This window comes from Serratia sp. KH_031, assembly GCF_057839655.1.
On sequence record NZ_CM174496.1, the window covers coordinates 3,142,273 to 3,161,069 of the forward strand.

18 protein-coding genes and 1 other annotated feature are annotated in these 18,797 nt (G+C 47.6%); of the genes, 15 read left to right on the forward strand and 3 right to left on the reverse strand.

Annotated elements, in window-relative coordinates; genetic code table 11:
* The 3 genes from AC3ISQ_RS14215 to AC3ISQ_RS14225 all read left to right on the forward strand — a co-directional run bounded on the left by AC3ISQ_RS14215 (position 1) and on the right by AC3ISQ_RS14225 (position 3,458).
* On the forward strand, positions 1-564 hold the full coding sequence (locus tag AC3ISQ_RS14215; protein WP_489347479.1) for a phage repressor protein CI: 564 nt from the start codon (positions 1-3) through the stop codon (positions 562-564).
* Between the two features lie 20 nt (positions 565-584).
* Complete coding sequence (locus tag AC3ISQ_RS14220) at positions 585-2,309, forward strand: GIY-YIG nuclease family protein (protein ID WP_489347480.1); 1,725 nt, start codon at positions 585-587, stop codon at positions 2,307-2,309.
* 90 nt (positions 2,310-2,399) lie between these two features.
* Positions 2,400-3,458 carry a phage integrase gene (locus AC3ISQ_RS14225; protein ID WP_489347482.1) on the forward strand — a complete coding sequence of 353 codons (1,059 nt, stop codon included), beginning with the start codon at positions 2,400-2,402 and terminating at the stop codon, positions 3,456-3,458.
* Between the two features lie 185 nt (positions 3,459-3,643).
* On the opposite strand, the gene eco is transcribed toward AC3ISQ_RS14225, so the two are convergent.
* Complete coding sequence (gene eco / locus AC3ISQ_RS14230; protein ID WP_489347484.1) at positions 3,644-4,156, reverse strand: serine protease inhibitor ecotin; 513 nt, start codon at positions 4,154-4,156, stop codon at positions 3,644-3,646.
* A 161-nt stretch (positions 4,157-4,317) separates the two neighbouring features.
* Between eco and AC3ISQ_RS14235 the strand changes: the two genes are divergently transcribed.
* The 6 genes from AC3ISQ_RS14235 to AC3ISQ_RS14260 all read left to right on the forward strand — a co-directional run bounded on the left by AC3ISQ_RS14235 (position 4,318) and on the right by AC3ISQ_RS14260 (position 11,198).
* The gene (locus AC3ISQ_RS14235) at positions 4,318-5,076 is read left to right on the forward strand and encodes a phosphatase PAP2 family protein (RefSeq protein ID WP_489347485.1); all 759 of its coding nucleotides are present in this window, start codon (positions 4,318-4,320) and stop codon (positions 5,074-5,076) included.
* Between the two features lie 4 nt (positions 5,077-5,080).
* On the forward strand, positions 5,081-5,686 hold the full coding sequence (gene ybjG / locus AC3ISQ_RS14240; protein ID WP_489347487.1) for an undecaprenyl-diphosphate phosphatase: 606 nt from the start codon (positions 5,081-5,083) through the stop codon (positions 5,684-5,686).
* A gap of 210 nt (positions 5,687-5,896) precedes the next feature.
* Positions 5,897-6,577: a deoxyribose-phosphate aldolase gene (deoC, locus tag AC3ISQ_RS14245; protein ID WP_489347489.1), complete on the forward strand. Its 681-nt coding sequence runs from the start codon at positions 5,897-5,899 to the stop codon at positions 6,575-6,577.
* Between the two features lie 146 nt (positions 6,578-6,723).
* Entirely contained in the window at positions 6,724-7,488 is a 765-nt protein-coding gene (gene deoR, locus AC3ISQ_RS14250) for a DNA-binding transcriptional repressor DeoR (protein WP_489347491.1), read from the forward strand.
* A 969-nt stretch (positions 7,489-8,457) separates the two neighbouring features.
* Entirely contained in the window at positions 8,458-9,756 is a 1,299-nt protein-coding gene (locus AC3ISQ_RS14255) for an HAAAP family serine/threonine permease (RefSeq protein ID WP_489347493.1), read from the forward strand.
* Between the two features lie 74 nt (positions 9,757-9,830).
* Positions 9,831-11,198 (forward strand): L-serine ammonia-lyase, encoded by a 1,368-nt coding sequence (locus AC3ISQ_RS14260; protein WP_489347495.1) that lies wholly within the window; start codon positions 9,831-9,833, stop codon positions 11,196-11,198.
* A gap of 53 nt (positions 11,199-11,251) precedes the next feature.
* Here the strand turns inward: AC3ISQ_RS14260 and AC3ISQ_RS14265 are convergent, their stop codons facing one another.
* Positions 11,252-12,445, reverse strand: coding sequence for a serine hydrolase (locus tag AC3ISQ_RS14265; RefSeq protein ID WP_489347497.1), 1,194 nt, complete (start codon positions 12,443-12,445; stop codon positions 11,252-11,254).
* 364 nt (positions 12,446-12,809) lie between these two features.
* Here AC3ISQ_RS14265 and AC3ISQ_RS14270 point away from each other — a divergent pair, with 364 nt between their 5' ends.
* The 4 genes from AC3ISQ_RS14270 (at position 12,810) to rimO (ending at position 16,611) form a co-directional block, all read left to right on the forward strand.
* The gene (locus tag AC3ISQ_RS14270; RefSeq protein ID WP_489347499.1) at positions 12,810-13,466 is read left to right on the forward strand and encodes an HAD family hydrolase; all 657 of its coding nucleotides are present in this window, start codon (positions 12,810-12,812) and stop codon (positions 13,464-13,466) included.
* A gap of 59 nt (positions 13,467-13,525) precedes the next feature.
* Positions 13,526-14,146, forward strand: a complete 621-nt coding sequence (locus tag AC3ISQ_RS14275) for a glutathione S-transferase family protein (RefSeq protein WP_489347500.1) — start codon at positions 13,526-13,528, stop codon at positions 14,144-14,146.
* A 79-nt stretch (positions 14,147-14,225) separates the two neighbouring features.
* Entirely contained in the window at positions 14,226-15,191 is a 966-nt protein-coding gene (locus AC3ISQ_RS14280) for a magnesium and cobalt transport protein CorA (RefSeq protein WP_489347502.1), read from the forward strand.
* A gap of 88 nt (positions 15,192-15,279) precedes the next feature.
* Positions 15,280-16,611: a 30S ribosomal protein S12 methylthiotransferase RimO gene (gene rimO / locus AC3ISQ_RS14285; protein WP_489347504.1), complete on the forward strand. Its 1,332-nt coding sequence runs from the start codon at positions 15,280-15,282 to the stop codon at positions 16,609-16,611.
* 41 nt (positions 16,612-16,652) lie between these two features.
* Here the strand turns inward: rimO and AC3ISQ_RS14290 are convergent, their stop codons facing one another.
* Positions 16,653-17,477 carry an SDR family oxidoreductase gene (locus AC3ISQ_RS14290; protein ID WP_489347506.1) on the reverse strand — a complete coding sequence of 275 codons (825 nt, stop codon included), beginning with the start codon at positions 17,475-17,477 and terminating at the stop codon, positions 16,653-16,655.
* A gap of 205 nt (positions 17,478-17,682) precedes the next feature.
* Here AC3ISQ_RS14290 and hisL point away from each other — a divergent pair, with 205 nt between their 5' ends.
* Positions 17,683-17,730 (forward strand): his operon leader peptide, encoded by a 48-nt coding sequence (gene hisL, locus AC3ISQ_RS14295; RefSeq protein ID WP_100396937.1) that lies wholly within the window; start codon positions 17,683-17,685, stop codon positions 17,728-17,730.
* Positions 17,706-17,838: a sequence feature (His leader region), on the forward strand. It overlaps the preceding gene by 25 nt.
* A 56-nt stretch (positions 17,839-17,894) precedes the next feature.
* Entirely contained in the window at positions 17,895-18,794 is a 900-nt protein-coding gene (gene hisG, locus AC3ISQ_RS14300) for an ATP phosphoribosyltransferase (RefSeq protein ID WP_489347507.1), read from the forward strand.
* Positions 18,795-18,797: the final 3 nt, after the last annotated feature.

The window sequence follows — 18,797 nt, forward strand, 5'->3', positions numbered from 1 at the left end:
ATGGATTTCAATAACGGCGGTAAAAAGGCCATTGAACGCCTAGTTGAGGCGTACGGATTTACAACGCGCCAAGCACTTTGTGATCACTTAGGTGTATCCAAAAGCACAATGGCGACACGCTACATGCGTGACATTTTCCCTGCTGATTGGGTGCTTCGGTGCGCGATGGAAACTGGCTTATCTATCAAATGGCTATCGTTCGGTGAAGGTCCAATGCACGATGCCGAGCTAACAGATTTATTGACACTCCCAAAACAACAGCTGTTAGAAGGGACACTGGTTGATAAAGGTTTCTTTATGTTTGATAAAAACTTCATATCTACTTCAATCCAACAACCTGTTGTGATCATAGACAATGACACTACCTACATCGCAGACATGGCTGAACACGATCCCTGTGATGGGAAATGGGTCGTCAGTATCGAAAATAATATTGTCATCAGAGATATAACTCGATTGCCCAAAGGCCGTATTCGTATCGACAATGGCAAACACTCCTTTGAGTGTGATATTGCAGATGTATCTTTCATAGGTGTTATCAAAAGCACTACAACAAAAAACTGATGTAATCATTTGAGGGCAGCATGGATACCGGAGCTATAATTCTTTTACTTATCCTTTTTTCTTCTCCTGTTTTTTTAACTTTATGGATAAAAGAGAGAAAGAGCAGAAAAAAAAGTGAAGAAGTTCATAAAACGAACGAATTATTTTTGAGGGCACAGCTAAAATCGCTTGAAAATGAGGTCACAGAAAGCAGCAAAAGAGCATTAGCCCTAACCGAAGAGTTAGAGGAAAAATCTGCCAACCTAGCCGATTTAATCAGAAAATCCGAACCACTTTGGAAATATCAAGAGCTACATGATTCTGTTTTAGATGCTGAGCATAAAATAAACAACGCTTCCGTAATAGCAAAAGAAAAAATCAACAGTGCGACAGTCGAAGCCCTTAATATTGTTAACGAAGCTAGGCAACGAGCAAAGCTTACTATTAGTAATGCTGATTACGAAGCTATTGCAATAACAAAAGAAGCCCGTGAGGCTCGTTTAAAAGCCAAAGAGCGGTTGGATAATGCCAACGAAAAATCAAATGAAATAATATCCAATGCACATGATAACGCAAGTTTATTAATTCAATCAGCAGAAGATAGAGCTAAAGCAATTGCAGGCTCCGCATACGAAGCGAAAGAAAACGCGGAGAAGTATATCAATGCAGCTCGAGCCATGAAAAATAAGATCGACGGATATGGGGATGAATGGATCATACCTAACCGTAGTGTTCTTGATGAACTGGCCGAGTCATACCAGTTTACAGATGCTGGGAAAGAACTAAAGAAAGCCAGAGAGCTAACCGACAACCTAATTCGCACACACAAAGCTGCTAGTTGTGATTATGTGGAACCAGTAAGACGAAACGCCGCCATACAGTTTGTTATTGATGCGTTTAACGGCAAAGTCGACACCGCACTATCAAAAGCCAAGAATAATAACTATGGGAAACTTTCCCAAGAAATTAGAGACTCATTTGAGTCAGTAAACTTCAATGGTTCAGCGTTTCGTTCAGCACGCATAACGGATATGTTCCTTCAAGCTAGATTGAATGAACTGAAATGGGTAGTTGCTGTTAACGAAATAATGTTAGAAGAAAGAGAAGAGCAACGCCGAATTAAAGAGCAATTAAGAGAAGAAGAAAAGGCACGGAAAGAGTACGAAAAAGCAATTAAAGAAGCTGAGAAAGAAGAAAAAGCGATCAAGCAAGCAATAGAGAAAGCCACTAGAGAAATGTTTGATGCTAGTGAAGAAAAACGCTTAGTTCTTGAGCAGAAATTAGCTGAGTTACAACAAAAATATGAAGAAGCCGAAGCCAAAAACCAAAGAGCAATTTCTATGGCTCAACAAACACGCTCAGGCCATGTTTATATCATTAGCAACATAGGTTCATTTGGTGACGATGTGTTCAAAATAGGCATGACCCGCCGTTTAGAGCCACTTGACCGAGTTCGCGAATTAGGGGATGCGAGTGTTCCTTTCTCATTTGACATTCACGCAATGATTTATAGCGATGATGCACCATCATTAGAAAATCATTTACATAAAGTATTCAATGAAAATCAGGTTAATAAAGTCAACAGCAGAAAAGAATTCTTCAATGTTTCCCTACGCGATATAAAGTCCACTATTGAGGAAATGAACATCAACGCCCAATGGACGATGTTTGCTGATGCAAGGGAGTACAGAGAGTCATTGGCTATAGCCCAAGAGCGGGAGTCTGCTATCAACAACCAGAACAAAGAAGAGCTGGTTGTTGCATAACACAGCGAATGTTTTTTTAGAGCCGCGACAAACATTGACCACTGTTTTTATATACAGTTAAACTAAGCCCTCAGATATGAGGGTTTTTTAATGGCAGTACGAAAACTCACCACAGGTAAATGGATCTGTGAGTGTTACCCCGCAGGCCGTGTTGGTCGCAGAATCCGCAAACAGTTTGCTACCAAAGGTGAAGCGTTAGCTTTTGAGCGTTTCACTATGGGCGAAGTGAACGACAAACCGTGGCTAGGAGAAGCAGAAGACCGTCGCAAACTCAGTGAGATCGTCGAACTTTGGTTTAACCTACACGGGCAATCACTCACAGCCGGTAAGAGAACCCGTAAGAAGTTGGATTTAGTTGTAGAAGCACTCGGCGATCCCATCGCCAGTAAGTTTACGGCAAAGGATTTTGCGCACTATCGTGACCAGCGCCTAAAAGGGAAAATCTACTTTTCTGAAAAATGGAGCAATGGAGCAGCCCCTGTCACGGTAAACCTTGAGCAAAACTACCTGAGCGGCGCATTCAACGAATTAATTCGTCTAGGTGAGTGGAACCAACCAAACCCTTTGGAGAACGTGCGTAAGTTTGTGATCGCTGAAAAAGAAATGGCGTGGCTGACACATGAGCAAATTTCTGAACTGTTGTTAAAAGCAGAAAACTCCATCAAAAAAGATCTATCCCTGCTTATCCGTATCTGTTTGGTTACTGGTGCTCGCTGGCGGGAAGCCGAGAGTTTGACTCGCTCCCAGTTGTCGCCGTTCAAAATTACGTATACCAGAACCAAGGGTAAGAAGAATCGCAGCGTTCCGATCAGTGAGGCACTCTACAATGAAATTGACGGGCTCAAACGCGATAAAGTGTTTGATGACCTCTATTTCAGCTTTATGGGGCTGATAGAACAAACCAGCATTACCTTACCTAAAGGTCAGTTAACCCACGTCTTACGTCACACGTTCGCAGCACATTTTATGATGAACGGTGGTAACATTCTGGTTCTGCAAAGAATCCTCGGTCACAGTGACATAAAAATGACCATGAAGTACGCACACTTTGCACCAGAGCATCTCGATACTGCATTGAGCTTCAACCCACTGGCAACGATGAATAGTGGCGACAATGTGGCGGCAGAGGTTGGCAAAGACCACATTTGACCACCTATCATCACTAAATCAACTCGTTGAATTCATTCTAACTTACTGATTTTATAAACCCAGTATCATAACCGGGTTTTTTATTACCTGCGATTTATCTTCCTCGATTTTCCCCAACAAAAAACCCGCCAAAATCCTCTTCTGGCGGGTCGGCAATCTCTTAGCTGTGCTAACCATTAACGCAATTATTTTTGCTCGGCGTTTTGCACTTTCTCACTGGCTTGCCAGATGCGGTATTTCACTTCGACATCTTTTGGTACATAGACGACGAGTGGTAGGCGGCTGTTGTAGCGCTGCATCGCTTCGTCACCCAAATTAGCGGGGATGAATTTTGAAGTCTTTTTGTTATCTGGGCAGGCCATCATGGTCGAGGCCGGAGCGGAAAGTTTTTCCAGCACCAGATAGTTGTAGCCCCAGCCACTTAGGGTTTTGCTTTCCAGTTCACCGCCCATCATGTGACGATTGCAATCAACTTCTAGGGTTTTGCCAATCAACAGTTCCACTTTGTAGTTCTCTTCGTGTTCCTGTTTTGGTAGATAAATCACCTGACGAGTCATGTCCTTTTCCGCTTTTGGATAAGGCGCTACCTTTTCCAATGGCTGTTTGCTCAGATCAGAATTTTCAGTTGCTGTGGCCGCCATTGCATTGGCGGAAGTCGCCATTAAAACGCTAGTTAGCATTAAAGAAAGCTTTTTCATTTATCATCCTTATGATTTATCGACTAATCGGCGCGTACACTAGCATAACTCATAAGGTGTAATTATAGGTTAAATCCGAGTCCCGCTGGCTTTACATAACATTACAGCGCTAAGGTTTTCTTAAGACAAAATGATTACTGTCACGCGATTCAACGATATTGATGAGCAACCGCGTGAACCCATTCAACACCTCAAAACCTTCATTAAATCAAACCTCAACAACAGCGCCGATTCAGACTAATACCCTTTACTCCTTGCCGACATCCTTTTACCGTTGGCAAGTTTTTGGGTTGATTGTCAGTGGGTTACTGTTTCTCTGGTTATCACGTAATGAACAACTGGATTGGGCCATCAGTAATTATTGGTTCGATGCTGCTAGCCAACGTTTCCCTTGGCAGAACAATCAGTGGTTAGATTTGATCAATCACCGATTGCTGAAAATCTGCGTCATCAGCGGGGCTGTACTGGGGTTGTTCTATGGTATCTACCGCCGCAATTCACGCCTTATCGTTACCATGTTGTTGGTGGGGATAGGGCCATTGGTGGTCGGCATTCTGAAAGCAACCAGTGCACACTCCTGCCCGTGGGATTTATTGGAATATGGCGGTAAAGCAATATCTTACCCGCTGTTCGGCACCATTCCGGCTAATCCGGGACCAGGCCGTTGTTTTCCGGGCGGTCATGCCTCTAGTGGTTTTGCGGTGATGGCTTTGTTTTTCCTGTTTTATCCACAGCGCCCACGCTTGGCTTATTGGTGCTGGTTGGGTGGCATCGCACTCGGCATGTTGATGGGGTTTGGTCAAGTGATGCGCGGGGCACATTTTCTTTCTCATAACCTGTGGGCGGGCTGGTGGGTTTGGCTCAGTCAACTTGTGGTTTATTGGGGCGTTAGCGGCTATTTTTGCCGCAAAGTGAGGTAAAAGCGTGGAGTCATTGAATTACTTTTTATTTTCTTGGATTAATGCTACCCCGGCTTCTCCGGAGTGGCTGATCGATGTTGCCACTTTCATAGCTCGCGATCTGATTATGATCATACCATTGTTAATGGTCGGGTTGTGGCTTTGGGGACCGCAACATCAATTAGCCTCGCAACGTGTCTTGGTCGCTAAAACAACCATCGCTCTGTTGTTTGCCATGAGTGCAGCGGCAACGATCAGCACCTTGCTACCGCACCCGCGTCCATTTGTTGCCGGTGTGGGTTATACATTTTTAACCCATGCACCGGACAGTTCTTTTCCGAGTGATCACGGTACTGCCATCTTTACCTTTGCCATCGCTTTTCTCTGTTGGCACCGCGTATGGTCGGGAATATTGTTGATGGTAGTCGCCATCAGCATCGCTTGGTCACGCATTTACCTCGGCGTGCATTGGCCGCTGGACATGGTCGGTGGTTTCCTACTTGGCATCGTCGGCTGTTTGTTTGCTCAATTGGTATGGAATTTGTTTGGTGATGCGATCGCCGCAGGGTTAACGCGCCTATATCAATTCCTATTTGCCTTCCCCATCCGTAAAGGTTGGGTTAAAGAATAGTTTTCCTCTCGGGGTGTTATCACCCCGAACCTCATTAAATGTTATTTAAATAACATACAAAATCCTTTTTTGATCCTGCCAAAACATAGCCATACGCCACCACTCCGTTAATTACGCGAGTTTCAGCTAGAAATTAGATTTTTTGAATGTTATTATTATCACATTCAGTATCCTTTCTATGACTAAAACCTCACTCACTAAGGAATCAAGATGAGCAACGAGAACATTGATTACGCAAGCTATGTCGATCACACCCTGCTGGCTATGGATGCCACTGAAATGCAGATCGCCAAACTGTGCGAAGAAGCGCAACAACACAACTTCTATGCCGTTTGCGTGAATTCTGGTTATGTCCCTTTGGCAGCGCATCTGCTGCAGGAAAGCCAGGTGAAAGTCTGTTCAGTGATTGGTTTCCCACTGGGTGCAGGTTTGACCGTGAGCAAAGCCTTTGAAGCCAAAGCGGCGATCGCTGCTGGAGCGCAAGAGATCGATATGGTGATCAACGTCGGCTGGCTGAAAAGTGGCTTGTTGGAAGAAGTTAAAGCCGATATCGCCGCAGTACGTGAGATTTGCGCCGCGATCCCGTTGAAGGTAATATTGGAAACCTGCTTGCTCAGTGATGAACAAATCGTTCAGGTTTGTGAAATGTGTCGCGAGCTCGATGTCGCCTTCGTTAAAACTTCCACCGGTTTCAGCACTGGCGGTGCTCGCGAAGAGCACGTCAAATTGATGCGTAAAACTGTGGGTAGCGAAATGGGCGTGAAAGCGTCTGGCGCGGTGCGCGATCGTGCCACTGCCGAAACAATGATTAAAGCAGGGGCAACCCGCATCGGCACCAGTTCAGGCGTCGCTATCGTTTCCGGCGCTCAACCTGCTGCAGGCAGTTATTGACAGTCAACGCCCTTAGGCGTTAAAGCGGTAAGATAGTCAAATGCGGGGTAATACGTTGCTGAACGTATTACCCCGCATTGTTGTGTTTGGCATAATAAAATAAGCACGCTACTCTTTTTTAACTCTGAAACCAGTGGGAAGAACTGATGGAAACGCGGCGCGAAGAACGTATCAACCGATTAATCCAAGCGTTAAAGCGCTCTGATAAAATCCATTTAAAAGAAGCCTCCGCGCTGTTAGGCGTATCAGAGATGACCATCCGTCGCGATCTCAGTGCTGAACCCACGGCGGTCGTGTTATTGGGTGGCTACGTGGTGGCCGATCCACGTAGCAACGGCGTCACCCACTACTTTGTCTCCGATCAGAAAGCCAAACAAGTCGTAGAGAAACGTCGCATCGGCATGTTAGCGGCTCCGTTGGTCAACGCCAATGACACCGTATTCTTCGACTGTGGCACCACAACGCCAGCGATCATCGACGCCATTGATGACGAACTCCCCTTCACCGCAGTTTGTCATTCGCTCAACACCTTTTTAGCATTGCAAGACAAGCCCCAATGCAAGGTGATCTTGTGTGGCGGTGAGTTCAATCCGAATAACTACATCTTTAGTTCTCTCGGTCAGCGCAATGAGATTGACCACATCTGCCCGAATATTGCCTTTATCTCTGCCGCGGGCTTAAGTCTGCAACACGGGGCGACATGCTTTAACTTCGACGAGTTAGAAATGAAGCATCGAACGCTCGCCATGGCGCAACAAAAAATCCTGATTGCCGATCACAGCAAATTTGGCAAAACCAAACCCGCCTGCATTGGTTCACTGACCCTGTTTGATCGCGTGATTACTGACCGCCAACCAGATAAAGAATTCATCGAATACTTCAATAGCAACAACATTACCCTACGCTACTGAGTGGTCTTTCACTGCCGGACTTCCCGGCAGTGCTCATCTTCCCCCATTTTTCCGCAGTTAAATTTGAACAAATAGTGCGCAATTAAATTCATTATGGTTATGCCTGCGCATAAAGTTGAGTTAACGAAATGCAACAAATCGCTCTGCGACTATTTATTAATGAATTAAAAGTAACCTTATATAACTCGATGAGGTTTCTTCCCAGATGGATTTATATGATAAATAAAACTTGTCCGAACGGGGAATTAAATAACAAACTTTTAACCAAGGTGAATTAAAAATAACCAAATCGACAAATTTATATGATGAATAAGAACTGATTTATCTTTGCTTAAACTTAGGTTAATTAACCTACTAAATTACAAGGAGTTTCACTTAAAACCAAATGATAACAATAGGATAGATTGAATCACCACAAAAACAAAAGTGTGATCCGCGTCACCAAAAAGCCTTTCTACGGGTTTTTAGCTAGATCCTAACCTTCTCTTAAAATATATTGCTCGCCCTGCTGTCATTGATAGCGTTTTATCTGGTTATTATCTATTCATACCGGATAAAAAATGTGGGCTAATGGAAGAGGTTGCAGCACAAAATCTTACACAATCGTGCAACATACACACTAAAAAACACAAAAAAGGTGCATATACGCACACATCGTGCATTTGCGAGCAGGATCACGGTTGTTTCTGCTGTAAATCGTTATCTTGCCGCCAACAAAAATTGGGGGACAAAGATCTCCTGGCAGATACCACCACTTTTCACGCTTAAACAGGTGAAAGCTTTTTGGTTGATTATCAGGCAATAAATGCCAAAAGATAATTAGCTTAATGATTAACCAGGGGGAAAGTTATTTATCCCCGTGTGCAGCACCTGATTTTTACTGAGGGAATCATCTGAGATGACTTCTTCGGGTTTCAACCTAAGTTTTGTTTTTATTTTTTAATTATCGTGTTCACCTCGGAGATATTTATGGACACTACTCAAACCGGTACTATTGCCTCAACAGCGTCAGGCTCTTCTAGTACTTGGCGTAAAACCGACACCATGTGGATGTTGGGTCTGTATGGCACCGCAATCGGTGCAGGCGTGTTGTTCCTGCCAATCAACGCCGGTATCGGTGGTTTGATTCCTTTGATCATCATGGCGATTATCGCTTTCCCGATGACCTTCTTTGCGCACCGCGGCCTGTGCCGTTTCGTGTTGTCTGGTAAGAACCCAGGTGAAGACATTACTGAAGTTGTAGAAGAACACTTCGGTATCAGCGCCGGTAAATTGATTACCCTGCTGTACTTCTTTGCCATCTACCCAATTCTGTTGGTTTATAGTGTCGCTATCACCAACACCGTCGATAGCTTTATTACTCACCAGTTAGGTATGGCTTCACCACCGCGTGCCATTCTGTCGCTGATTTTGATCGTCGGCCTGATGGGTATCGTGCGTTTTGGTGAGCAAGCTATCGTGAAAACCATGAGTATCTTGGTATTCCCATTTGTTGCCACGTTAATGCTGCTGGCTCTGTATCTGATCCCTAACTGGACGACGGCCATCTTCGAGAACGTATCACTCTCTGGTTCAGGCGCTGGTATGGGTCGCGGTTTGATTATGACGCTGTGGCTGGCTATCCCAGTGATGGTGTTCTCTTTCAACCACTCTCCAATCATCTCCGCCTTTGCGGTTGCCAAGCGTGAAGAATACGGCCCAGATGCGGAGAAAAAATGTTCTCGCATTCTGGCTTACGCACACATCATGATGGTGCTGACCGTTATGTTCTTCGTGTTCAGCTGCGTACTGAGCCTGTCCCCAGCGGATCTGGCAGAAGCTAAAGCACAGAATATCTCAATCCTGTCTTACCTGGCAAACCACTTCAACAACCCGATGATCGAGTATATCGCTCCGGTTATCGCGTTTGTGGCTATCACCAAGTCCTTCCTGGGCCACTATCTGGGCGCTCGTGAAGGCTTCAATGGTCTGGTAAGCAAGTCAATGAAGAGCCGTGGTAAAACCATCAGCACTAACAAGCTGAACCGCATGACCGCTATCTTCATGCTGGTGACCACTTGGATTGTTGCTACGCTGAACCCAAGCATCTTGGGTATGATTGAAACCCTAGGTGGTCCAATCATCGCGATGCTGCTGTTCCTGATGCCGATGTACGCCATCCGTAAAGTTCCAGCCATGCGTAAATACAGCGGCCACATCAGCAACGTATTCGTTGTTGTGATGGGTCTGATTGCCATCACCGCTATCGTGTTCAGCCTGATCGGCTAATCACTTCAAGCCGGTGCTCCCCGCACCGGCTGCTTTTCCTGCATTCCCGCTGAATAACTCAAAGAGGCGCGCCCATGGTTAGCGTTTTCGACATTTTCAAAATCGGTATCGGCCCATCTAGCTCCCATACCGTCGGCCCAATGAAAGCCGGTAAACAATTCACCGATGATTTAATTACCAATAACGTGTTGGCAGACACCACCTGTGTGGTCGTTGATGTATATGGTTCGTTGTCTCTGACCGGGAAAGGCCACCACACCGACATCGCAGTAATTATGGGCTTGGCCGGTAATCTGCCACACAATGTAGATATTGATAGCATCCCCGGTTTTATCCGCGATGTAGAGCAACGTGGTCGTCTGTTGTTGGCAAACGGTCAACACGAAGTAGATTTCCCGCTGCAAACCAGCATGAACTTCCACAGCGGTAATCTGCCGCTACATGAAAACGGCATGAGCATCCGCGCCTTTGCCGGTGAGAAGTTGCTACACAGCAAAACTTATTATTCCATCGGCGGTGGTTTCATTGTTGATGAAGAGCACTTTGGCCAGCCTGATAGTAATGAAGTGCAGATCCCCTTCCCATTCAACTCCGCGCACGATTTGCAGCAGCATTGCAAAGAGGCTGGGCTGTCATTGTCTGGATTGGTAATGCAAAACGAGTTGGCACTGCGCAGCAAAGCCGAAATCGAAGCGCATTTCGCCGACGTGTGGCAAGTGATGAAAACCGGTATCGAACGCGGTATGAATACCGAAGGTTTACTGCCGGGGCCGATGAAGGTGCAACGTCGTGCTGCGGCACTGCGTCGTTTACTGGTGACCGGTGACAAGAACAACACCGATCCGATGAACGTCGTCGACTGGATCAACATGTTCGCCTTTGCCGTTAACGAAGAAAATGCCGCGGGTGGCCGCGTAGTAACGGCACCAACTAATGGCGCTTGCGGCATCATTCCTGCGGTCTTGGCGTATTACGACCAGTTTATCCGCCCGGTCAACGTTAACTCTTACAGCCGCTATTTCCTGGCTTCTGGTGTTATTGGCGCGCTGTATAAGATGAACGCATCAATCTCTGGTGCTGAAGTGGGCTGTCAGGGTGAAGTCGGCGTGGCATGTTCAATGGCGGCGGCAGGTCTGGCGGAACTCATGGGTGGCAGCCCTGCGCAGGTGTGCATCGCGGCAGAAATTGCGATGGAACACCATTTGGGTCTAACCTGCGATCCCCTCGCCGGACAGGTTCAGGTGCCTTGTATCGAACGTAACGCCATTTCAGCAGTAAAAGCAGTCAATGCCGCACGTATGGCGTTGCGCCGTACCAGCGAGCCTCGGGTTTGCTTAGATAAGGTGATCGAGACCATGTACGAGACAGGCAAAGACATGAATGCCAAATATCGCGAGACATCTCAGGGTGGATTGGCGATTAAAGTCGTGGCTTGTAACTGATAAAACTGCTTGTTACGGATAAGAACGAGGGCGCTTAATGCGCCCTCTGCTTTTTAGCTAAACCACTGATTGATTTTCATCATTAACATATCCCAGATACGACTCAAGAAGTTGCCCTCTTTCACTTCCTGCATCGCCACCAGCGGGACTTGTTGGATAGTTTTTCCATCAAGCTGGAAGTCGATAGTACCAACCACCTGATTCTTCGTCAGCGGCGCTTCCAGATTTGGTTGGTTCAGTTTGAAGCTGGCTTTCAGGTTCTTCATTTGCCCTTTCGGGATAGTGATCGCCGCGTCTTTTGCCACGCCAAGTGGCACTTCGCTTTCATCGCCGAACCAGACACGTTGCGTCACAAACGGTTTATCAGCCTTGATCGGTGTAGCCGTTTCAAAGAAGCGGAAACCCCAAGTCAGCAATTTTTCGCTTTCACTAAAACGCACACGGTCACTCGGTGCGCCTAATACCACCGAGATCAAACGCATCGGGCCATCAGTGGCTGAAGCCACCAAGTTATGCCCCGCGCCGCTGGTGAAACCGGTTTTAACCCCATCCACATTCAGGTTGCTGCTCCACAACAGACGGTTGCGGTTCACCTGACGGATTTTATTGAAGGTAAACTCTTTCTCTTTATGCAGCGCATATTCGTCCGGTACGTCGCGGATCAATGCCTGCCCCAACAGCGCCATATCACGTGCGGTGCTGTACTGCCCTTCCGCATCCAGACCATGCACCGTGAGGAAATGCGTGTTTTGCAAACCCAGTGACTTGGCATAGTTGTTCATCAAGCCGACGAACGAATCTTGGCTACCCGCCACATAATCTGCCAATGCAATACTGGCGTCGTTTCCAGACTGAATCACGATGCCTTTATTCAATTCTGAAACTGGCACCTGATCGCCCGGCTTGATAAACATCAGCGAAGAACCGCGCAAGATAGGGTTCCCCGTCGCCCAAGCGTCTTTGCCCACGGTGACCATGTCGGTCGGTTTGATTTTGCCCGCTTTGAGCGCTTGGCCAATCACATAGCTAGACATAATTTTGGTCAAGCTGGCAGGGTCAAGACGCGTATCCGGGTTGCCTTCTGCCAAGATCTTGCCGCTATTGTAATCCATCAACACGAAGGCTTTAGCATCTATCTGTGGCGCTACCGGTGCTTCGGCAGCATGAGTGGCAGGAACAACCATCAGCAACAACCCGATGCTAAAAGTCAGTTTTTTGAATGAAGTCGATAACTGTGTATTTATCATGTCGAAGTGTCCGTCCAACGCATTAAAATATGCCCCTAAATAGGAGTTTATACTCTAAATAATTCGAGTTGCATCGAGGCGGCAACGCAGCGAACCCCGATGAGCTTACGCCAGTAAGTGATTCGGGTGAGTGAGGAAAGCCAACAAAGATGCAGCTCGAAGTATGACGAGTATATTAGATTTCTCTTATTTTTACAGAAGTTAGCGTTAATTTTCAGCATCTTTACATAATCATACTATCTAGGTTCTGCAAACGTTCACCAAAATGCAGCGTAACTGTCATCAAAGTTTCTTATGCTCTGCGCGATTTCGCCAGATCCACTATCCTATATCCACCCTCTACTTAACCTGCCGGAGAAAACTGATGGATTTAGCCGTATTCGACCTGGACGAAACCTTGATTGATGATGACAGCGCTGGCCTGTGGATACGCTGGTTAATCTTGCAAGGCTTCGCTGCAGAAGATCTGGCAAAGCAGGAACAGTTATTGATGCAGTCCTACTATCAAGGCGGATTTCCTATGGAGGAGTACATGCGGGTGACGCTGGCTCCTTTAGAAGGATGCTACGTTGATACCGTCACCGCTTGGGTAATGCGTTATATCCAACGCGACATCCTACCCCGTGTCTACCCGGCGGCGCGTGAACGTCTGACTTGGCACCGCGAACGCGGCGATTACATTCTGGTCATCTCCGCCACTGGAGAGCACTTGGTCAAACCTATCGCCCAGCAACTTGGCGCTGATGACGCCTTAGCGATTGGCGTTGAAATCGAAGAAAATCGTTTTACCGGCCGTACCTATGGCGTAATGACGTTTCAGCAAGGCAAAGTGATCCGCCTACAACAGTGGTTAACCGCGCATCCCGAGCTCAAATTTGAAAATACTCACGGTTACAGCGACTCATTCAACGACAAACCGTTGTTGGAATATGTCGATAGCGCAACCGTGGTGAACCCCGATAGCAAGCTAGAAGCACTGGCGATTGAACAGGGTTGGGAAATCTGCCGCTGGGAACGTTGAAATAAGTAACAAAAAAGCGTAGGTATAGTGCGAATCCATTAACCTTCAATGAGGCGTTTATGCTGACTATTTGGGGTCGTACCAACTCTAACAACGTCAAGAAAGTGCTCTGGTGTGCTGCAGAACTGGATCTGAAATTTGACCATATCCTCGCAGGTGGAGCCTACGGCAAGGTGAATGAAGCCGAGTATCGCGCTCTGAACCCCAATGGTTTGGTGCCCTTATTAAAAGACGATGATTTTGTCTTGTGGGAATCCAACACCATCGTGCGTTATCTGGCAGCCAAGTTCGGTAAAGCGCCCTTCTATCCGCAAGATTTACAGGCACGCGCTAACGCCGAAAAATGGATGGATTGGAATACCTCCACCATCGTCGATTCTTTCCGTCCGGTATTTTGGGGTATGGTTCGCACTCAGCCCGACCTACGTGATATGCCGAAAATTGAAGCGGCGATTGCCGAGCTGGAAAAACATTTCGATATCGTCGAAGCCACACTGGCAAAACAGCCTTACCTTTCCGGTGAAGAGTTTGGTATAGGTGATATCCCGTTGGGTAGCTTTATCTACGCTTGGTTCGAAATGCCCATTACGCGTAAACCCCGTCCGCATATGGAACGTTGGTATCAGCAATTAAAAACCCGTCCGGCTTATCAAGCCACCATCATGTTGCCGTTAACCTAGATTTTCCGATACTGTCAACGCGCTCTCACTTCGAGGGCGTGTTATCTTTTTGCCATCGAATAAAAGGGAAGCGAAAAACATGGTTGTAAACAGTGTGGCATATAAGGCAGGCAAGCGGCTTGGCGATGTGACCATTGATGACATCAGTGAAGTGGTGAAACAGCCAGACGCCTTTGTCTGGCTGGGTTTATGGCAGCCAGAGCCAGCATTTATGCGCAAAGTGCAAGAAGAGTTCAGCCTGCACGATTTGGCAATTGAAGATGCTCTTTCCGCTCATCAGCGCCCCAAGCTGGAAGTGTACGGCGACTCACTGTTTATCGTGGTCAAAACCGCGCAACTGAATAATGAAGAAGTCGAATACGGCGAGACCCACTTTTTCGTCGGCAAAAATTTCTTAGTCACAGTACGCCACGGCGCATCGTCCAGTTACGCCCCCATCCGCGCGAAGGCAGAAGAAAACCCGAAACAACTGTGCCACGGCCCCGGCTTTGCTTTGTATTCGGTGTTGGACTTTATCGTCGATAACTATCGTCATATCGTCGGCGAATTTGAGACGCTGATTGAAAGTATCGAATCGAATATGTTCAAGTCTGAGTTCGATCAAACCGCTATCGAGAACGTCTACAAACTGCGTCGCCACTTATTAGCTCTGCGTAACGCCGCTCAACCGATGGATGAAATTTGCAATCAACTGATTCGTTTGCATGAAGACGTGATCCCAAAAGAACTGCGCGCCTACGTGCGCGATGTGCAAGACCACGCGCGGCAAGTGGTCAGCAAGCTCGACGATATGCGTGAAATGTTGACCAACGCTATGCACGTTAATTTAGCGCTGGTAACGGTAAAACAGAACGAAGTGGTTAAACGACTGGCGGGTTGGGGGGCGATTTTAGCGATCCCAACGGTAATTTTCAGTCTGTACGGTATGAACTTCGAAGATATGCCAGAGCTGAAATTCCCTTGGGCATACCACGTGACGCTAGGGATCACCGTCATTGGCTGCACATTCTTATATCAAAAACTGAAACGTTCGGGATGGTTATAAAATAATCTATACTCGTTACAGCAGATAACTGTGTAATTTCACCGGGCCGATGTGTAAAATCCGCCCGTTTTCTTTTTTGGATTGAACTATGTCACAGACTATGACCCCAAAAGCCCCACGCGTTGGCTTTGTTTCCCTAGGTTGCCCGAAAAACCTCGTGGATTCAGAACGTATCCTGACCGAACTGCGTAACGAAGGTTATCAGGTCGTTCCCCGCTATGACGATGCCGAATTGGTGATCGTTAACACCTGCGGTTTTATCGACAGTGCAGTACAAGAATCGCTGGAAGCAATCGGTGAAGCGCTGAATGAGAACGGCAAAGTGATCGTGACCGGCTGTCTGGGCGCGAAAGAAAACCAGATCCGCGAAGTGCATCCAAAGGTATTAGAAATTACCGGGCCACACAGCTACGAACAGGTTTTATCACACGTTCACCAATACGTGCCGAAGCCAGAACATAACCCGTTCACTAGCCTGATCCCAGCGCAAGGCGTGAAACTGACACCAAAACATTATGCCTATCTGAAAATTTCCGAAGGTTGTAACCACCGTTGCACCTTCTGCATCATCCCTTCGATGCGTGGCGATCTCGACAGCCGCCCAATTGGTTCCGTACTGGACGAGGCTAAACGTCTGGTGGAGTTTGGGGTGAAAGAGTTGCTGGTGATTTCGCAAGACACCTCAGCCTACGGCGTCGACGTCAAACACCGTACCGGTTTCTGGAATGGGCAGCCTGTAAAAACCAGCATGGTCAGTCTGTGCGAACAACTCGCCAGCCTGGGGGCTTGGGTGCGCCTGCACTACGTCTACCCGTACCCACACGTGGACGACGTGATCCCATTAATGGCGGAAGGAAAAATCCTGCCGTATTTGGACATTCCGCTGCAACACGCCAGCCCGAAAATCCTCAAATTAATGAAGCGCCCTGGCGCAGTAGAACGCACGCTGGAGCGCATCAAACGCTGGCGTGAAATCTGCCCGGATCTGACTTTGCGTTCCACCTTTATCGTCGGCTTCCCCGGTGAAACCGAAGAAGACTTCCAGATGCTGCTCGACTTCCTGCAAGAAGCCAAGCTGGATCGCGTTGGATGCTTCCAATACAGCCCGGTTGAAGGTGCCACCGCTAATCAGTTAGCGGATCAAGTACCAGAAGAAGTGAAGGAAGAACGCTACCACCGCTTTATGCAGTTGCAGCAGCAGATCTCTGCCCAACGCCTGCAAGACAAGATTGGCCGTGAAGTGTTAGTGCTGATCGATGAAGTGAACGAAGAAGGCGCAATTGGTCGCAGTATGGCTGATGCTCCTGAGATCGACGGCGCGGTTTACCTGAACGGTGAGCGCGGCGTGAAAGTGGGCGATATCGTCAAAGTGAAGGTAGAGAACGCTGACGAATACGATCTGTGGGGTTCGAAAGTTTAATCCTACCGATGAAAAAGGCGCGAATTCGCGCCTTTTTACTTTTAATTCATTGGCATATAAGCCGGATCAGGGTGCTGATATTCAAACCCTAATTCTTTGCAGATTCGATCGCCATCCACCAATCGTCCCGGTTGTTCAGCTTCTTCGGTAAACTGCGGCGGTGTTAAATTCAGTTGCTTCGCCAGTTCAGGATAAAATTCACTTTTGCGCGGATGTTTCGGCGCGCACAGATTATAAACACGGCCGCCTTTCGGCAATTTCAACAGTAATTGGATCGCCGCGATCACATCATCCTGATGGACCAGATTAACACCTAGCGAACCGCCCTTCACTTCGACCTTACCTGCTAGAAAACGTCCTGGATGACGCTCAGCTCCAACCAATCCCGCCAAACGTAAAATATCCACCGAAGTATCCGGCAACTGATGCAGCCAGTTTTCCAGCTCCACCAATACTTTGCCGGAAGGAGAAATCGGCTGTAACGGAGAGTCCTCACGTACCGTGCCGGTGGTTTCACCATACACCGAGGTGGAACTAGTAAAGATGATACGGGATATTCCGAATGCTTTGGCGCTATCCACCAGCAATTGCACCGCTTGAAGATAGCGTTGACTATCTTCTGCCGTCCGCCGCGCGGGTAAGGTAATCACCAACGCATCGACACGCAACAAGGCTGCCAGATCGTCCGGATCGCAAATGACATCCGGCGTCAGTTCCAACTGATAACATTCCACACCGCTCAGCTTCGCCGCCTCTACGCCGTCCGGGGTGGTTTTACTACCAACCACCTCATACCCTCGCGCCATCAGCGAGAGCGCCAACGGCATACCCAGCCAACCCAAACCAACAATAGCGATTTTTTTCATGGCGTTTTCTCCTGAATAATAAGTAAAGGCTACGCCAGTCTGAATGGGGATACAATCAACAACGTGTCCTGTTAGGGTTACTAATCACTACACCTGTTTCAATAAATTAAAGTAATGATGGTAAAAAAGTGTTGCGTGGGACAGCGCCTATCGTTTAGGTTAGTTAGCAATTCGGCCTAGTTTGCCTTAATTAAAGAGAATCAATATGACTCGCGTACAATTCAACCACCATCATCACCATCATCCTGACTAGTCTTTCAGGCGATGTGTGCTGGAAGACAGTTTAGAATCTTCCAGTGGCGCGTAGAACATAGCAACGCAAGAGAGCCCTCGGAAGATTACCTTCCGAGGGTTTTTTTATGGGCTTCGGACAGACAAATTTTATAAATTCAGAAGATTAAATAGAGGTTACTTACCATGCTGGACAAAACACGCTTACGGATCGCAATGCAGAAATCAGGCCGCCTGAGTGAAGACTCACAAGAGCTACTGGCGCGCTGCGGCATCAAGATCAACCTGCAACAGCAGCGCCTGATCGCCTTCGCTGAAAACATGCCGATTGATATTCTGCGCGTGCGTGATGACGACATCCCCGGCTTGGTGATGGATGGCGTAGTCGATTTAGGTATCATCGGCGAGAACGTGCTGGAAGAAGAATTACTCAGCCGCCGTGCTCAGGGCGAAGACCCGCGCTACTTCACTCTGCGTCGTTTGGATTTCGGTAGCTGCCGTCTGTCACTGGCCACTTCACTCGACACTGAATACACCGGCCCACAAAGCCTGCAAAACGCCCGCATCGCCACCTCTTACCCGCACTTGTTGAAGCAATATCTCGATAAACAAGGCGTTCGTTTCAAATCCTGCCTATTGAATGGTTCCGTTGAAGTCGCGCCACGCGCCGGTCTGTCGGATGCGATTTGCGATCTGGTTTCTACCGGTGCCACTTTGGAGGCCAACGGCCTGCGTGAAGTCGAAGTGATTTACCGCTCTAAAGCCTGCTTGATCCAGCGTGATGGCGAAATGCCAGAAGCTAAACAGCAACTGATCGACCGACTGATGACGCGTATTCAGGGCGTGATCCAAGCGCGTGAATCCAAATACATCATGCTGCATGCGCCAAGCGAGCGTCTGGACGAAATCATCGCCCTGCTGCCAGGTGCCGAACGCCCAACCATCCTACCATTAGCCGGTGCGCAAAACCGCGTGGCGATGCATATGGTAAGCAGCGAAACCCTGTTCTGGGAAACCATGGAAAAACTGAAAGCGCTGGGTGCCAGTTCCATTCTGGTGCTGCCAATTGAGAAGATGATGGAGTAACGC

Bases quoted from the DNA above. Each gene is read 5' to 3' on its own strand.
- AC3ISQ_RS14215 (WP_489347479.1), top strand. From the start codon at position 1: ATGGATTTCAATAACGGCGGTAAAAAGGCCATTGAACGCCTAGTTGAG.
- AC3ISQ_RS14220 (WP_489347480.1), top strand. From the start codon at position 585: ATGGATACCGGAGCTATAATTCTTTTACTTATCCTTTTTTCTTCTCCT.
- AC3ISQ_RS14225 (WP_489347482.1), top strand. From the start codon at position 2,400: ATGGCAGTACGAAAACTCACCACAGGTAAATGGATCTGTGAGTGTTAC.
- eco (WP_489347484.1), bottom strand. From the start codon at position 4,156: ATGAAAAAGCTTTCTTTAATGCTAACTAGCGTTTTAATGGCGACTTCC.
- AC3ISQ_RS14235 (WP_489347485.1), top strand. From the start codon at position 4,318: ATGAGCAACCGCGTGAACCCATTCAACACCTCAAAACCTTCATTAAAT.
- deoC (WP_489347489.1), top strand. From the start codon at position 5,897: ATGAGCAACGAGAACATTGATTACGCAAGCTATGTCGATCACACCCTG.
- deoR (WP_489347491.1), top strand. From the start codon at position 6,724: ATGGAAACGCGGCGCGAAGAACGTATCAACCGATTAATCCAAGCGTTA.
- AC3ISQ_RS14255 (WP_489347493.1), top strand. From the start codon at position 8,458: ATGGACACTACTCAAACCGGTACTATTGCCTCAACAGCGTCAGGCTCT.
- AC3ISQ_RS14260 (WP_489347495.1), top strand. From the start codon at position 9,831: ATGGTTAGCGTTTTCGACATTTTCAAAATCGGTATCGGCCCATCTAGC.
- AC3ISQ_RS14265 (WP_489347497.1), bottom strand. From the start codon at position 12,445: ATGATAAATACACAGTTATCGACTTCATTCAAAAAACTGACTTTTAGC.
- AC3ISQ_RS14270 (WP_489347499.1), top strand. From the start codon at position 12,810: ATGGATTTAGCCGTATTCGACCTGGACGAAACCTTGATTGATGATGAC.
- AC3ISQ_RS14275 (WP_489347500.1), top strand. From the start codon at position 13,526: ATGCTGACTATTTGGGGTCGTACCAACTCTAACAACGTCAAGAAAGTG.
- AC3ISQ_RS14280 (WP_489347502.1), top strand. From the start codon at position 14,226: ATGGTTGTAAACAGTGTGGCATATAAGGCAGGCAAGCGGCTTGGCGAT.
- rimO (WP_489347504.1), top strand. From the start codon at position 15,280: ATGTCACAGACTATGACCCCAAAAGCCCCACGCGTTGGCTTTGTTTCC.
- AC3ISQ_RS14290 (WP_489347506.1), bottom strand. From the start codon at position 17,477: ATGAAAAAAATCGCTATTGTTGGTTTGGGTTGGCTGGGTATGCCGTTG.
- hisG (WP_489347507.1), top strand. From the start codon at position 17,895: ATGCTGGACAAAACACGCTTACGGATCGCAATGCAGAAATCAGGCCGC.